Origin of the sequence: Marinobacter guineae (assembly GCF_002744735.1) — a bacterium.
Taxonomy (GTDB): Bacteria; Pseudomonadota; Gammaproteobacteria; order Pseudomonadales; family Oleiphilaceae; genus Marinobacter; species Marinobacter guineae.
Genome location: NZ_KZ319339.1, coordinates 1060299 through 1075911, shown reverse-complemented (window position 1 = coordinate 1075911; position 15613 = coordinate 1060299). Strand labels below are relative to the sequence as shown.

The following is a 15613-nucleotide window of genomic DNA, read 5'->3' as shown; positions in this document are numbered from 1 at the left end:
TGGCCTTCAACATTTTCTGGAGGCACATCCAACCTCCCGCGCTCCGCAATCATCAGGAGTCGCCTGCCCAGGCCGGTGACCGCTTTTGCATGAAAGCCATGGTGCCCTCGGCTCCTTCGCTTCCACGGATGGCTTCCGCAAACTTTTCTGCAGCGCTGTCGAGTAGACCGCTCATGGGTTCATGGCCAACCCGATGAAGCAGAGCCTTGGTTTCAGCTGTAGCCACCGGAGCGCACTGGCGAACACGGTCCAAAGCTTTGGCCAGCATCTCCTCCAGTTCATCATCCGAAGATGCCGCCTGGTGAACTATTCCAAGACTGCATGCCTCGTTCGCATCGATTCTTAAGCCCAGCAAGGCCAGTCGCCGGGCCTGAGTGAGGCCGATTCGTTCAACCACAAACGGCGCAATCTGAGCGGGAATGACGCCGAGGGAGGTTTCCGGCATGGCGAATTTCGCCGTTGGCCCGGCGATGGCGACGTCGGAAACGCAGGCCAAACCGAATCCACCGCCCATGACGGCGCCTTCGGTGACCGCGACAACGACTTTCGAGGATTCGTTGACCTGTTGGATCATCTGGCCGAAGGCTCTGTTTAAACGGTAGAACGGATCGGCTTCGCCGTCGGCGGCTTTCTGGCCTCGGGCGCCAGCCATGTCTTTGATATCTCCGCCGGCACAGAAATGACCACCGGCGCCCCGGATCACGACGGCGCGGATGTGCAGGTCGTCTTCGATCTGGGCAAAAACCGTCGACAGTTCCGCTACCATCTCGAGGCTCATGGCGTTGCGGACGCCAGGCCGGTTGATGGTGATAAACAGGGTAGGCCCCTGTTTTTCCAGAAGCAGTGTTTCGCAATGTGGTAGCTGAACCATAACTGACTCCACGTAAAAGGTTTGGGGCTATCAGGTTGGCTGGGCCTCCCAGGACCGTTGAGGGCCAGGGATGGCCCGATCGAGCCCTACAGGGAGGTACTCGCGGGCGTGTCCTGGGAGGCCCAGCCAACCTGGTAGCCTTCCGCCAAAGCCTGATGCCTCAGTCGCGTTTCTTGCCCGGCAAGGTCCCCATCATCTTGCAGATAATCCCGAGCATGATTTCGTCGGCACCACCGCCAATGGACACCAGCCGCACATCCCGGTGCGCCCGGGAAATCGGGTTATCCCACATGTAACCGTTACCACCCCAGTACTGCAGGCAGCTGTCCGTTACCTCACGCCCCAGGCGTCCGGCTTTCAGCTTGGCCATTGAGGCGAGCCTGGTCACATCCTTACCATCAACATGCATCTCACAGGCCTGATAGGTAAGGGCGCGCAGGGCTTCTACTTCGGTCTGCAACTCCGCCAGGCGGAAATGAATCACCTGGTTGTCAATCAGCGGTTGCCCGAAGGTCTTGCGCTCGCGGCAGTACTCGATGGTCTTGTTGATGCAGTTCTCCAGCGCCTTGATCACATTGGCGGCGCCCCAGAGACGTTCTTCCTGGAACTGCAGCATCTGCATCATGAAGCCGGTGCCTTCGGCGCCAATACGATAGCGCAGGGGTACACGAACGTCGTCAAAGAAGATCTGAGCCGTTTCCGAGGAACGCATGCCCAGTTTGTTCAGGTGTGGGCTGAAGGAAATGCCCGGTGTCTTGGTGGGCACCACGATCAGTGACTTGTTCTTGTGGGGCTTGTCATCAGAAGTGTTGGCCAGCAGGCAGATAAAATCGGATTTGGGGCTGTTGGTGATCCACATCTTGGAGCCGTTGATGATGTAGTCGTCACCGTCTTTCTTCGCGGTGGTTTTCATCCCCGCCACATCAGAACCCGCGCCAACCTCGCTGACGCCGATACAGCCCACCATGTCACCTGCAATAGCCGGAGCCAGGAAGGTGCGTTTGAGTTCATCGGAACCAAAACGGGAGATGGCTGGCGTACACATATCGGTCTGAACCCCGATGGCTAGCGGAACACCGCCGCAGTGGGCCATGCCCAGTTCTTCCGCCGCCACCAGGTTGTAGCTGTAATCCAGCCCCATGCCGCCATATTCTTCCGGCTTCTGGATCCCGAGGACCCCGAGGTTGCCAAGTTTCTTGAACAACTCATGAATCGGAAACTCCCCGGCTTCCTCCCATTCGTCGCAATGGGGGTTAATCTCCTTCTCGACGAAATCACGGACGGTTTTTCGAAGGGCTTCGTGTTCGGCTGTGAATTTCACGTTCTTGTTCTCCTTGTTAAGAAAGTTCGTGCCTACGTGCTGTTAGAGCACGTTCGCTAATCTGGTCAGCGAGAGCGGGGGCAGGCTTTCAGAAAACCGCTACGAGCACATCCATGTGCGCTTGTTTCGGGCCATCCTTGGCCCTCTACATTTTCTGAAAGCCTGCCCCCGCTCTCGCTGCTGTCTGCAAGTTTGTTGCTACCTGCTGACAGTTTTGTTGTTCCTGTAGGTCGGGTTAGCAGAGGGCGTAATCCAACAGCGCGGTTGAAAAGCGTGCTCTACAAAAGCGCTACCCCCCTGAATTCTGACTAACCGTCTGGGAGAAGGTGTCCAAAAATGTCGGAGGCCATGGATGGCCGGAGCCAAGCGCACATGGATGTGCTTGTAGCGGTTTTTGGACACCTTCTCCCAGACGGTTCCTCCCGCAAAACAAGCAATCCCAGAGGCGGGCCCCACCAAGCCCAGAAGGCCTAGAGGCGGGCCACACCAAACGTATTAGGCCGCAACTGCCGAACCTCCGCTTCCCGGCAAACCGATAACACCAACGCCAGAACCCGCCGGCTATCCCGCGGATCAATCAGCCCGTCATCCCAGAGTCTGGCCGTCCCAAACAAAGCGGTTGAGCCTTCCTCCAGTTTCTTCGCCGTGGCCTGCTCCAGAAAATCCAGCGTCTTCGGATCCGGCTCAATGCCACCACGGCGCTGCTTGTCCTCCGCCACAATGCGCATCACCTTGCCCGCCTGGGCCGGGCCCATGACCGCGGTTCGGCTGTTGGGCCAGGCGAAGATGAACCTTGGGTCCAGACCACGCCCGCACATGGCGTAGTTACCTGCACCATAGGAACCACCAATCACAATTGCGACCTTTGGCACCCGGCAATTGGCCACGGCCTGGATCATTTTTGAGCCGTGCTTGATGATGCCGTTTTGTTCCGAATGAGTGCCCACCATGAACCCGGTAGTGTTGTGCAGGAACAGCAACGGTGTGCCCGCCTGGTCGCAGAGTTGAATAAACTGGGCTGCCTTTGCCGAACCCGCCGGGGTGATGGGGCCGTTGTTGCCGATGATGCCAACGGAATGACCTTCAATGCGGATGGTGCCGCACACGGTCTGGTCATCGAACTCGTTCTTGAAGTCCATGAACTTCGAACCGTCGGCGATGCGGGCGAGTATCTCGCGGACGTCGTAGGGCTTTTTGGAATCCGCCGGAATAACGCCCAGCAACTCGTCCGCCGTGTAGAGCGGTTCGTCCCAGGTGAGTTCCCGTTGCGGAGGCAGCTGTTCGTTCCAGGGCAGGGCTTCCAGGATGTTTCGGGCCTGGCGAATGCCGTCGGCGTCATCCTCTGCCAGATATTCGGCGGTGCCAGCCACCTGGGCATGCATTTCGGCGCCACCCAGTTCCTCGTCAGTAGCCACTTCACCGGTGGCGGCTTTTAGCAACGGCGGGCCGGCCAGGAACATCTTGGCCTGCTTGCGCACCGCGATGACATAATCAGACAGGCCTGGCTGGTAAGCGCCTCCGGCGGTGGCATTGCCGTGAACAACCGTCACCTGCGGAATGCCAGCGGCGGACATACGGGCCTGGTTGGCAAAGCCGCGGGCGCCGAGCACGAAGATGTCGGTTGCGTAGTTGAGGTTGGCGCCACCGCTTTCAGACAGGGACACCACCGGGAGTTTGTTCTCCATGGCGATCTGCTGCAGCCGGAGTGTCTTGTCCAGCCCGGCCGGGGTGATGGTGCCGCCCTTGATGGCGCTGTTGCTGGCGACCACCAGACACCGGATGCCACTGACATAGCCAATACCGGCGATGATCCCGCCGCCGGCCATGCTGCCGTCCTTGTCGTCGTGCATCTTATAGCCGGCTAGCGAACACAGTTCCAGGAACGGTGTGCCACGGTCGAGCAACCGGTTGATGCGGTCCCTCGGAAGCAGCTTGCCCCGTTTGGTGAACTTCTCCCGGGCGGCTTCCGCCAGATCCAGGACCTTCTGCTCCACGTCCCGAAACGTGGTGATGTGGGCTTCCATGGCTTCGGCGTTGGTGCGGAAGTCCTCGGACTGGGAGCTTACGGTGGATTCAATTACCTGCATGATTGCTCCTCAGTCTTCGCTAAGAACTTTCGGGGTAACGGCGCGATGAAAGCCGTTGTAGGGCTCATTGTTCTTGGCCTTCGGCAACGGCCACACCCGGCCGCCCTGGGACGCGGCACCGTCGATCCGCAGGCAGTCACCACTGATAAAAGCTGCGCCGGAACTGAGAAGGAAGCAGATGGCTGAGCTGACTTCGGATTCGGTTCCCATCCGCTTGATCGGCACATTGTCGCCAAGGCTGCGAATCCACTGCTTCATGTGTTCGGGGTAATTGTCCATGCCGCTGGAGGCGATCCAGCCCGGGGCCACGGCATTCACCCGAACGCCCGAGGCACCCCATTCAACCGCCGCTGTCTGGGTAAAATTCACCATTCCTGCCCGCGCAGCGCCGGAATGGCCCATGCCCGGCATGCCGCCCCACATATCAGCAACAATATTCACTATGGCGCCACCGGTTTTTGAAAGCGCCTGGGTATAAGCCTCCCGGGCCATCAGGAACCCGCCGGTCAGATTGGTCCGAACCACCGTCTCCCAACCCTTCTGGTTTATCCCCGTCAGCGGCGCCTGAAACTGCCCGCCGGCATTGTTCACCAGCCCGTTCAGACCACCATGCTCGGCAATAATGGCTTTGATGGTGGCTTTGACGGATTCCTCTTCCCGGATGTCGCAGACATGGGCAGATGCGATGCCGCCGTCTTCCGTGATCTCTGCTTTTACAGACTCCACTTTCTCGGACTTGCGACCCACCAGGGCAACCCGTGCGCCCAGCGAGGCAAGTTCATGGGCCGTGCACCGGCCAATGCCGGAACCGCCGCCGGTGACAATGAAAACCTGACCCTTAAACAAGTCCGGATGAAAAACAGACTGATAGCTCATATCTCGAAGACCCTTTCCAATGTTCGGGCGCTCTGGCCGCTTGCCCCTTCCGGGACTGTGCGCAGCAGGGAAGCTGCGCTCAAGCGTACACGGACGTATTCACAGCGTGTCCCGGAAGGGGCAAGTGGCCAGAGCGCATGCACCAAAGAATTAACTCTTAACCAGGCCAGAAGGAACAGGCACCGGAAACTCAAGTAACTGCTGCGCAAACGCCTTGCCCTGCGGATCAATACGCAAACTGGCGACACCACCACCACCAAGGCTGTGTTCCAGCAGGAAGTTAAATGCATGGAAGCCGGGCAGGGCCCAACGGGTCACCTTGCCGGATTCCGGGTTCAGGGTATGAGCCATCCAGCCAGCTACCGCCGATTCAGTCAGTGCAGCTTCGATAAACGGCACGTACTCCGGGTGCCGGGCAATCACGCCGATATTGCTGTGATCGCCCTTGTCGCCGCTGCGGGCCCAGGCCAGTCTGACCAGCGATACCGTGGTGTCTGTCGCTGGCGCACCGCTGCCAAAAGACTGGGCCTGAAGCTGATCTGATTCGAATCCGCCACGAGTATTCACCTCCACCGGCTGCTTGCCTTCGCCCAGATCCACCGCGACTGACACCTCCGTTTTCGGAACCAGGCAGGAATACAGACGAATTTTCGGCCACACTGTCGGCCGGCCGCCGACAATGCCGGTAATGCCTGGAGCCATCCCGGTTGCCGCTTGAGCAATTTCCCGGGAGAACAACACCAGTGCCTCTTTTTTTGGATGGGCGGTGCTGATTTTTACCACCACTTCGCGACAATCTCCGCCCCGGCCATGGGCACCGTAGGTGGTCTCTGTGCCCAGCAGTTCGATGCTGGTTTCGGTGTAATCGGGCAGCCCACGTTCGCTGAACATCCGTGAGGTTTTTGCCAGGATCGCCTCGGCCACGGTTTGGGCCTTCGCTTTTGCAGCCATGCCGGCCAGCAAGAAGGTAACGGTGCACTTGAACCCATCCGGCCAGGTGCCGGAGACCTTGTAACTGTCGGTCGGGGCAAGCCCGCGGGCGCCGCGAACCGTGACCCGGTCCGTTCCGGTTTCAGTCAGCTCTACGCCGGTGAAATCGCAAGTCACATCCGGCAGCAGGTAGGCCCTCGGATCTCCGATCTCATACACCAGCTGTTCGGCCACCGTCCCCCGGCTGACCTTGCCACCGGTTCCGTCGGGTTTGGTGAGCACGAAGTCGCCAGTGGTACTCACCTCGGCGATGGGGAAGCCCATGTCGGCGTAACCGTCAGCCACGTCTTCCCAGTCGGTAAAGTTCCCGCCCGTGGACTGGGCGCCACATTCGAGCAGGTGCCCGGCCAAGCTGCCCTGGGCCAACTTGTCGTAGTCACTCCAGTCCCAGCCAAATTCGTGAACCAGTGGTGCCAGGACCAGGGCACTGTCAGCAACCCGGCCGGTAATCACAATGTCGGCACCCTCTGCCAGCGCCGCCACCAGGCCTGGCGCTCCGAGGTAGGCGTTCAGGCTCACCATCATCGGCGGCATCGGCTGTCCTGAGCTCATCTCGGTAATGCCGGCATCGGCCAGTTTTTTCTTTTTCATCAGCAGGTCGTCGCCCAGCACCAGGGCAATCTTCATCTCCACCCCCGCTTTCTCACAAAGCGCCTGCAGGGCGTCACGGCAGGCGACGGGATTCACTCCGCCGGCATTGGCGAGCACCCGGATGCCTTTCTCTTTGATGTCTCCGAGTAAAGGTCCCATGACCGTCTGGACGAAATCCCTTGCGTAGCCCTGGGTCGGATCCTTCATTTTCTGGCCGGCCATGATCGACATGGTGATTTCTGCCAGGTAGTCGGCCACCAGGTAATCAATATTGCCCTGGCGAACGAGCTGCGCTGCTGCGGTTTCCGTGTCGCCCCAGAAAGCGGCAGAGCATCCGATGCGGACGGTTTTCGGGGAATCAGCCATCTTGTTTTGCCTTGTCTGCTGTCGCCAACCCGGAGCAGGGCCCTGAGTCTGGCAATGTTATCCAACGATGAGATTGACAATACCAAGCAAGCGCTTGGTTTGTAAATAGGCAAGTTTAGGGTAGAATCAAGACCCTGATATGCCAACCGGATAGCGTTAGTGAGCCAGAACCAGATTCTCCAGTCCCTGATCGCCGATAACCTCGTGTCCGACCCCAACGGCGCCCGTGGCCGCCTGCTTACCGAGGCCGCCCGGCTGTTCCGCGAGAAGGGGTATGAGCGTACAACGGTTCGGGATCTGGCGGCTGCCGTCGGTATTCAGTCTGGCAGCCTGTTCCACCATTTCCGGACCAAGGAAGAAATTCTCAAGGCCGTAATGGTGGAAACCATTCGCCTGAATACGGCCTTGATGCAGGCGGCACTTGAAGCTGCGGAGTCCAACCGGGCGAAACTCCGTGGGTTGATTCGCGCCGAGCTGGAGTCGATCAACGGTCAGACCGGCGAGGCCATGGCCGTATTGGTGTTCGAATGGCGAAGCCTCTCGGCTTCCTCCCAGGCTGAAGTGCTGGAGCTTCGGGATATCTACGAGAAGCTCTGGCTGGATGTGCTGGAATCCCTGAAAGGTGAGGGGGCTCTGGAAGCGGAGCCCTTCGTGGTGCGCCGGATGTTAACTGGCGCTCTTAGCTGGACGGTTACCTGGTACAAACCCGAGCGAGGGGGTCTTACGCTGGACGGTTTAACGGATCAGGTAATGGCGATGATGGCACTGGAGAGCAGTTGATCCCTTCATAAAGAACCTTGTTTTAAATCAAGAAAACCCAAAATCCCTCCTTTTCTTTACGGGCCATTGGCCTGATCGGCATGACTAAATCGGCATTCGAGCCATTTTTGTAGGACAGTTTTAGCCGCATTCTTGCATCCGTTGATAAAAACCGAGATTCAGATCGGGCATACAAAAACAACGAAACGCAGGGTGAAATATGATCTCCTCACTGGCAAGGTTTGCACCGGACCAGGCGGTCTCGCGCCTGAAGACTCTTACAGTGGCGGTGGTGGCCGCGCTTGCAGGCTGTTCAGCCAACCCCATATACACGACGACCGGTGTTGTACTCTCTGGTTACTCCGAGGGCGAAGCCACACCTTATGTGATGCAGATGTCTGATCCGGACATGGCCTGTGCCCTGGGTGAAGGCGTTGACCCGCTGCTCTATTCCTTTTCCCGCGTTACCGAGGCGCCGGACAGCACCGGTTCCCTCCTGATGCTGCTGGCGGCCAACTGCATGGAATACCGGGCCTGGGAGGCTGAGCTTGCCTACCTGCGAGCGGATTACGCGGGCAAAGTGCCCGCCGCCAAAGATGCCCGGGAAGAAGCCAAACGGCTGAACGCGAAAACCGCACAACGCCGGTATCGCGCGTTTAATCGTGCGATGGCAGCCTACGATTTCGACCCGGCTGCGGAACCTGTCGAGTGCCCCTTCCTGTTTAACGAGCAGGATGAAATTACCTTCCTGCTAGGCCTGCTGACTGGAATGCAGGCCATCGTGAATGATGCCAATTCCGGCGCCATGGCGGGCATCCCCCGCAGCATCGCGCCTCAGGCTGAGCGGGCAGCCACCTGTGTCGATAATGAAAAGTGGGGTGGATTGCCCAATGCCATTCGGGCCCTGGTCTGGTTGTTGTTGCCGGATACCCGGCCGGAACTATCGCCGGATCCCTGGAGCGTTCTCGAACACAGCTCGGACCTGGGTGTCCAGGCTGGTATCCGTGCGTCCCTGGCGGTTGAGGCCGTGGCGGCAGAAACCTTTGGCCGCCCGGATGTCCTGGCCGATGCCATTGCCCACTTTGCCGAGGCTGAAGGCCAGGTCGAGGTATGGGAGGAGTACCGCCTCGTGGATGAAGTGGCGGCAAGGGTTATCCGGTTCTCTTCGGACAAGCACTGGACTGCCAGTTACGGCCATCGCACTCCGCAAAGTTCCTTCGGAAAAATGAGCCCTGATCAGGGCACGGAAAACGTTGAAACCATGAATCTGGACGACCTGCTCTGAGGCAAACGTCCCAAGCCTTCTGATTACCTATAACCACAAGAATGACCCGGAGGTCGTTATGATCCGCAAATCCGTTGCCGCTCTGACTCTCGCTGCCATTGCACCTATTGCCTCAGCCCAGACCGTGAAGATGTGTGTCTTCGACGTAATTGGTGCCAATGGCGATGTCTTCAACATGATCAAGGACTATGCGCTGGAAATGAAAGCCCACGGCGTCGATTTCGAGCTCAAACCCTACACCGATGAAGGCGTTGCCGTAGGCGATTTCAATGCCGGCCAGTGTGATGCGGTGGCCGCCACGGACATTCGTACCCGCCCGTTCAACAGATTCACTGGAAGTGTCAGCGCGGTGGGCGCGATCCCCTCCTATGATGACCTCAAAACCCTGCTGGCAACCCTTGCCCAGCCCAAGGCGGCCCCCCTCATGAAAGCCAATGGCTATGAAGTATTGGGTATTATCCCTGTTGGTGCCGGTTACCTGTTCGTGAACGACCGCAGCATAGATACCGCCGGCGAGCTGGCCGGCAAGCGCATGGCAACGCTGGATTATCAGAAAGACGCCATTCACATGGTGAACTTTATCAAGGCCACGGTGGTGCCTTCGGACATCACGAACTTTGCGGGCAAGTTCAACAACGGGTCTGTAGACACAGCCTATGCGCCTGCTTTTGCCTATGAGGCGCTGGAGCTCTACAAGGGCATTGGTGACACGGGCGGCATTGTGGATTATCCGTTGGCACAATTGACGATTCAGATCATCGCGAGGGAAGACGTACTCGCCGATGCCACTTCCCAGAACGCCCGGGAAGTCGCCTGGGCAATGTTCCCGCAGGCCATGAGCCTGATCACCAGCCAGGAAAAGGCAATTCCGGAGGAGAAATGGATTCGCATTCCGGAAAAGGATATTGAGGGCTATCAGGAGATGTTCCGCCAGAACCGGATTGAGATGCGCGACGGCCTCAACGGGGCGCCAGATGTCTACCATCCCAAGATGCTGGGGTTGCTGAGCAAGATCCGTTGCGCCAGCAACCCGTCTGCATCCGAGTGCACATCGGCCAATCGCGAATAAAGGGGCGGAACGGCTATGAACTGGCGCGCATTGACGGCCCCGGCGGTCAGGACCCTGTACCCCGTGCATCGGCTGCACGGGGCAGTACTCTTGTTGTTGCTCCTTTCCACGCTTGTTCTGGGAATGGGTAATTCACTCCACTCCCGCCTGTTGTGGGTCGGTGAGCAGACCTGGCCAAATTATTACCTGCTGAACCCGGACGCCACAGAGCCGTCCTGTCAGCTCGAAATGAATGTTGATGCCGAAGTGCGCAAGCGGGTGGAAGCCTACAAGCCCGATCCGGATGATCTGTTCAGTTCGCCGCCTAATCCGGAGGCTATCCGGACCTCCCTGGAGCGTAACCTTGAGCTTTGTAAGCAGGAGTACGTGACTTACGAACAGAATCTGCAGCACGCCACCCCGGCCCTAGGGCTGTTCAAGAGTGTGGAGCAGGGGCTGGCGGATTTTCTGCTGGATAACATTGAACTCACCAAGTATCTGTTCATCGCCATGTTCGCGCTGGCAGCGGCTGTTGCGGCCCTCGATGCGGACCATATCGCGTTGCGTCTGCCAGGGAACCGCGCTGAGTGGCGCTTGAGTCAGGGTGTGCAGTTTGCCGTAAACGGGCTGATGGTAGCGTCTCTGAATGCCTATCTCGGCCAGCTGGCCAGTTCGCCGGGATCGGAGTCGACGAGCCAGCTCCAGTCTGCCTGGATGGGTGTATTTGGCCTGTTCATGGTAATCAATGCGGTGCGCTTTGTGAACGTGCCGGAACGGATGAGGGCGGGAAGTCTCTCGCTTTCATCGGGTCTTGTGTTGCCGCTTTACTGTGCCATGGGCCTGATTGCCATGGGTTACTTCTTCCTGGTGGATGGCTACGCCTCCGGCCTGGCCATCTATTTCGGGATGATGTCGAATCTGTCCTCCATGTTTATAAACATCGGCCTGTATGTGCTGGTCGGTATGGTGCTGAAGCAGACCCGCTTGCCGGAGCTGCTGCTAAACGTCATCAAACCCTACAACTTGCCGGCGCCCATGCTGGCGTCCGTGATTATTTTCGCAACCGCTTTTCCCACGGCGTTCACCGGCGCCTCGGGGATATTTATTCTCGCTGTGGGCGGTGTCGTTTACGACGAACTCCGCCGCGCGGGCGCCGGTCGCCAACTTTCCCTGGCCACGACGGCCATGTCGGGGAGTCTGGGTGTCGTGCTCAATCCCTGTCTGTTGATTGTGGTGGTTGCTGCACTGAACAAGGAAGTCACCACTACGGAACTGTATGGTTGGGGCTTCTGGGTGTTCATCATGTCGGCCACGCTGTTTTCCCTGGTTGTCTGCAAAACCGAAGGAAACTGGAAGCCCAGGCCGGCGCCAGGGGCGTTTCGGGAATCCATCCGCAGAATGAAGGCGTTGATGCCTTACGCATTGGTCGCAGCCGTTGTGATTCTCGCTATATGGGTTGTACTTGGACTTCAGTTCAATGAGTACAGCGCACCGCTGATTCTGCCGCTGGTAATGCTGGCGCTGGTTTTTCTGGATGCCAGCGGTGACAGCCAGGGCGATGATGAAACCCGCCTGAAGGTCTTCTGGAGCCGGAGTTCCGCCGCCGCCAGTGACTCCGCCGTTCATATCGGAGCCTTGCTGGCCCTCATCGGTTTTTCGATCTGCCTCGGCGGGATTCTTGAGCGCTCGGATATCGTCCACGCTCTCTTCCCGGAGAACCTGACCAGCCCGTGGATCGCGATGCTGGTGATCGTGGTGATGCTCACTATCATCGGCATGGTCATGGATCCGTTCGGCGCGGTGATCCTGGTGTCAGCCACCATTGCCCAGCCGGCTATTCAGCTGGGTATTGATCCGCTGCATTTCTGGATTGTGTGCCTGGTAGCATTCGAATTGGGCTATCTGAGCCCGCCGGTAGCGCTCAACCATCTGCTGACCCGCCAGGTGGTGGGTGAGACGGAAGTGCTGGCGGCGGAACGTACCGGCTCCTTCTGGCACCGTTATCAGCGCCTGTTGCTGCCTCTGGCAGTAATGGGGCCGACGCTCCTGGTGGCGGCCTTTGTACCGATGCTGTTCTACGCGTTGTAATGTGGGGATGCTAGTTTGAAAGCCGCCTGGGGGTAACCTCCGGCGGTTTTTTTTGCATCCGGTAGTCACTGGTTCGCGTAACGGTTAACACTCAGTAAATAACACCTCGGTTGGGATGGGTTATGCTGAGGGAAATTTGGGGAGTGTTGTTTATGGTGCTGGCGTCGGTTCCCGGTAACCTTGGGAGAATGTGCATATCCATGGCGCTTGGCCTGGCTGTGGTCGGGTGTGGTGGAGGCTCCGGCAGTGGTGACCTGCCAGCTCCAGTCGCTCTGGCTGGAACCATCGACATAGAGGCGGGAACACGGGTTGATGCGGATAATGCAGATGCGCTGCTTGGCCGTGCCCCGCTGACCTCGGCCCAGCTATTGCCGCCTGAGTTTATTCTGGCGGGATATGTCAGCGACACTACGCAGGTCCGTGATTATCCGTCGATTTATACAGGGTCTGACCCTTTCCAGTACTTTCCTGACCCAGAGGATCGGTACGTCTCGTCGCTGCAGGCAGGTCTGGAACTGACCCTGCAGAGCTTTGCCACGAGGCTTGGAACAGCGTCCGATCTTCGGCTAACTGTTGAAGCGCCTGATGGCACAATTCTCGCCGAAAAGACAGCGCCCGGTAATGGGTCGCCCGTCACCATTGCGCTCGACAGCGAACAGTCAGGTGATTATACCCTGTCGGTGACTGCACTTGGTGCTCCGCCCATGTTGTACATCCTGTCTTCGTCGAGAACGGAAACACCCACCGCGACCGCTTACGACTGGCCAAGACACGAATTCGTTCAGGATGAGGCGATTGTTTCCCTGCGCGATCCAGGGGTCAGGGGCAACGGGCTTCCAGCCAGTGCGCTGATGGCACCAGGGCGCCAGATTGCCCCCGGCCTCTGGACGGTCCGGCGCCCCGCCGCAGTGGCCGCGTTGAGTCAGAGTAGCCCCGCAGAACAGACTCTTGCCTGGATCCGGAGCCTGAGAGACGACCCCGCCATCCGCCACGCATCTCCAAACTATAAGACCCAGGCCTTTGCCTCGCCGGTGGATGAGCCCCTTTATCCGAGCAGCGTCCTTGGCCAGCAGTGGCATTACGCCCTGATCAACGGCCCGGTAGCCTGGCAGCTTGCCCCTGGTGGTGGCTCGGATGTCAACGTTGCGGTCCTGGATACTGGCTTGTTCAGGGATGGCGGGCAGTGGCATCCGGACCTGACGGCCAATGTCATCGCCGGCTTCGACGCCGTAGACGGCGATGACTTTCCCGCCGATCCGGGAAATGCTGTGGGTGGCAGTGTCTACCACGGGACTCATGTTGCGGGCACCGTAGCGGCGGCAGTCAATGGCATTGGCGGCGCCGGTGTTGCTTTCGGATCCAACCTGATGGCGGTGCGAGTTTTGGGAGAGGGCGGTTCTGGCACGCTCAGTGATCTGCTTGAGGGCATGCAGTGGGTGTTGGGCGATCAGGCCAGGCCGTCCGCAGACGTCGTTAACCTGAGTCTCGGGGGTCTTCCCTGTGGTGACCCGGGTGTTGCGGGCACGCTTCAGCAGCTTATCAATCAAGGCGTGGAAAAAGGCATTATTTACGTTGCCGCAGCCGGCAACTCGGCCACCAGCGAGCCATCCTGTCCGGCCGCGTTGGAAAACGTATTCTCGGTCAGCGCCGTGGACGGTGCCGGCAGCCTTTCATCTTATTCGAACTTTGGTAGCACGATTGATCTTGCCGCGCCGGGCGGCGATGCCAGTCGCGACGGCAATGGTGATGGCCAGGGCGATCTGGTCAGCAGTACCAGTGCAGCGGTAGTGGATGGGCAGTTGCAGGCGGTCTATCGTGGGTTGCAGGGAACGTCCATGGCGGCGCCTCATGTGTCCGGCGTGCTGGCCCTGATGAAAGAGGTCAGGCCGGCGCTGAACTCAGGGAACATTGATGGCTACCTCATAAACGGGGACTTGACGCTACCTCCCTGTGAAGCGGGTTGTAACCGGACTGATCAGTTGGGCTATGGCCTTCTGGACGCAGGCAAAGCCATTCAAGCTGTGCTTTCTGGATCACCGCCGGAATTGCTCACAGCATCGCCAGCGGTGGTGAACCTTGCCGTGGAAGCGGGGGTTTCTTCGCCCGAGACTGTCGAATTTTCACGGCTGGGAGACAGTGCTGTTCGCATTACTGGTGTTTCAGCTTCAGATGACTGGTTTTTTGTATCACGAGGGTCTGAAACACTTCCGCTTGCCGTGGATTCGGAGAATCCAGTCGCTGAATTAGAGCTAGCACTGATTCCGGAGAATCTTGAGACTGGACTGTCATCAAGAGGAAGTTTTATTGTCACCTACGAAACGGGATCAGAAGGAGAGAAAAGGCTGGCCATCCCCGTGATAGGCCAGCAGATCACCGACCAACAGGCCCGGGACGCCGGCCGGCATTTTGTCCTGCTGGTTGAGCCTGAACCTCAGGGCGATACCTTTGTAACTGTTGGTCAGACGGTTGCCACGGTAAACGAAGGCCAATATCAGTTCGAGTTTCTCCCGGATGATGGCCAGGCGCCGCAACTCCAGAACGAAGTGCCTCCGGGCGAGTATTTCCTGGTTGCGGGAACGGACCTCGATAATGATGGCCTGATTTGTCACGCCGGTGAGGCCTGCGCCGAGTACCCGGTTGCCGGTTTGCGGCAGATAATTGAAGTGCGCGAGAATCAACTGGTTACCGGACTCCGGATGACCACCAGCTATTCCAGACCGGCCCTGTCTGTGAATTCACCAGACTTTCTGCCCAGGCCGGATTTCGTGGGTTACCGGTTACTGTCAGAGCAGGCTGGAAGTCAGTCGACCAGCGTAAAGGCGATCCAGATTCCATGAACGTGAAACCCCTGATTCGAAGCAGTCTGATAGCGGCCGGAGTCCTGAGTGCCGGCTGTGCTGTCAGCCAGACCGAGACCGATGCCGGCGCGCCCCTGGCCAGACAGGTTGCCCAGTCGGCCCATTGCGGTATGACTGCGCCCGGATATCTCCATATCGGCACTCTGGAGGACTTGGCACGTCTTGAGGCGCTGCCGGCGCGCACCCTTTCACTTCAGTCGCTCAGGGATATTGATTATCAGCGAGAACATATTGTGCTGGCCTCCATTGGGCAAAAGCCAACCGGTGGCTTCGGAGTGACACTGGAGAGCTCGGAAATTGCCGATGGAACCCTACAGCTCACCATCAGGGTTACCGAACCTGCACCCGGCACAATGGTCACCCAGGCCCTGACAACCCCGTGCGCGGTGATAGCAGTAGCCGCCGAAGGCTGGAACGATATCCAGATCACCCGCGCCGAAAACAACCGTTGATCTTTCTTCACGAATCCCTAA

11 protein-coding genes are annotated in these 15613 nt (G+C 58.7%); 6 read left to right on the top strand and 5 right to left on the bottom strand.

Annotated elements, in window-relative coordinates:
- Nucleotides 1-52: 52 nt before the first annotated feature.
- The 5 genes from CLH62_RS04860 to CLH62_RS04840 form a co-directional block, all read right to left on the bottom strand.
- On the bottom strand, nt 53-871 hold the full coding sequence (locus CLH62_RS04860) for an enoyl-CoA hydratase/isomerase family protein (RefSeq protein WP_099616993.1): 819 nt from the start codon (nt 869-871) through the stop codon (nt 53-55).
- A 160-nt stretch (nt 872-1031) separates the two neighbouring features.
- On the bottom strand, nt 1032-2192 hold the full coding sequence (locus tag CLH62_RS04855; protein ID WP_099616992.1) for an acyl-CoA dehydrogenase family protein: 1161 nt from the start codon (nt 2190-2192) through the stop codon (nt 1032-1034).
- Nucleotides 2193-2662: 470 nt separating this feature from the next.
- The gene (locus CLH62_RS04850; protein WP_099616991.1) at nt 2663-4279 is read right to left on the bottom strand and encodes an acyl-CoA carboxylase subunit beta; all 1617 of its coding nucleotides are present in this window, start codon (nt 4277-4279) and stop codon (nt 2663-2665) included.
- 9 nt (nt 4280-4288) lie between these two features.
- A complete protein-coding gene (locus CLH62_RS04845) occupies nt 4289-5155 on the bottom strand; it encodes an SDR family oxidoreductase (RefSeq protein WP_099616990.1) in 867 nt (288 codons plus the stop codon).
- A 150-nt stretch (nt 5156-5305) separates the two neighbouring features.
- Nucleotides 5306-7102: an acyclic terpene utilization AtuA family protein gene (locus CLH62_RS04840; RefSeq protein ID WP_099616989.1), complete on the bottom strand. Its 1797-nt coding sequence runs from the start codon at nt 7100-7102 to the stop codon at nt 5306-5308.
- 150 nt (nt 7103-7252) lie between these two features.
- Between CLH62_RS04840 and CLH62_RS04835 the strand changes: the two genes are divergently transcribed.
- The 6 genes from CLH62_RS04835 (at nt 7253) to CLH62_RS04810 (ending at nt 15592) form a co-directional block, all read left to right on the top strand.
- Nucleotides 7253-7882, top strand: coding sequence for a TetR/AcrR family transcriptional regulator (locus CLH62_RS04835; protein WP_099616988.1), 630 nt, complete (start codon nt 7253-7255; stop codon nt 7880-7882).
- 199 nt (nt 7883-8081) lie between these two features.
- Entirely contained in the window at nt 8082-9146 is a 1065-nt protein-coding gene (locus tag CLH62_RS04830; RefSeq protein ID WP_099616987.1) for a hypothetical protein, read from the top strand.
- A 58-nt stretch (nt 9147-9204) separates the two neighbouring features.
- Entirely contained in the window at nt 9205-10215 is a 1011-nt protein-coding gene (locus CLH62_RS04825) for a putative solute-binding protein (protein WP_099616986.1), read from the top strand.
- 15 nt (nt 10216-10230) lie between these two features.
- Nucleotides 10231-12282: a TRAP transporter large permease subunit gene (locus CLH62_RS04820; protein WP_099616985.1), complete on the top strand. Its 2052-nt coding sequence runs from the start codon at nt 10231-10233 to the stop codon at nt 12280-12282.
- A 122-nt stretch (nt 12283-12404) separates the two neighbouring features.
- Complete coding sequence (locus tag CLH62_RS04815) at nt 12405-15119, top strand: S8 family peptidase (RefSeq protein WP_099616984.1); 2715 nt, start codon at nt 12405-12407, stop codon at nt 15117-15119.
- Nucleotides 15116-15592: a protease complex subunit PrcB family protein gene (locus tag CLH62_RS04810; protein WP_099616983.1), complete on the top strand. Its 477-nt coding sequence runs from the start codon at nt 15116-15118 to the stop codon at nt 15590-15592. The genes CLH62_RS04815 and CLH62_RS04810 overlap by 4 nt, the downstream gene beginning before the upstream one ends.
- The last annotated feature ends 21 nt before the right edge of the window (nt 15593-15613 follow it).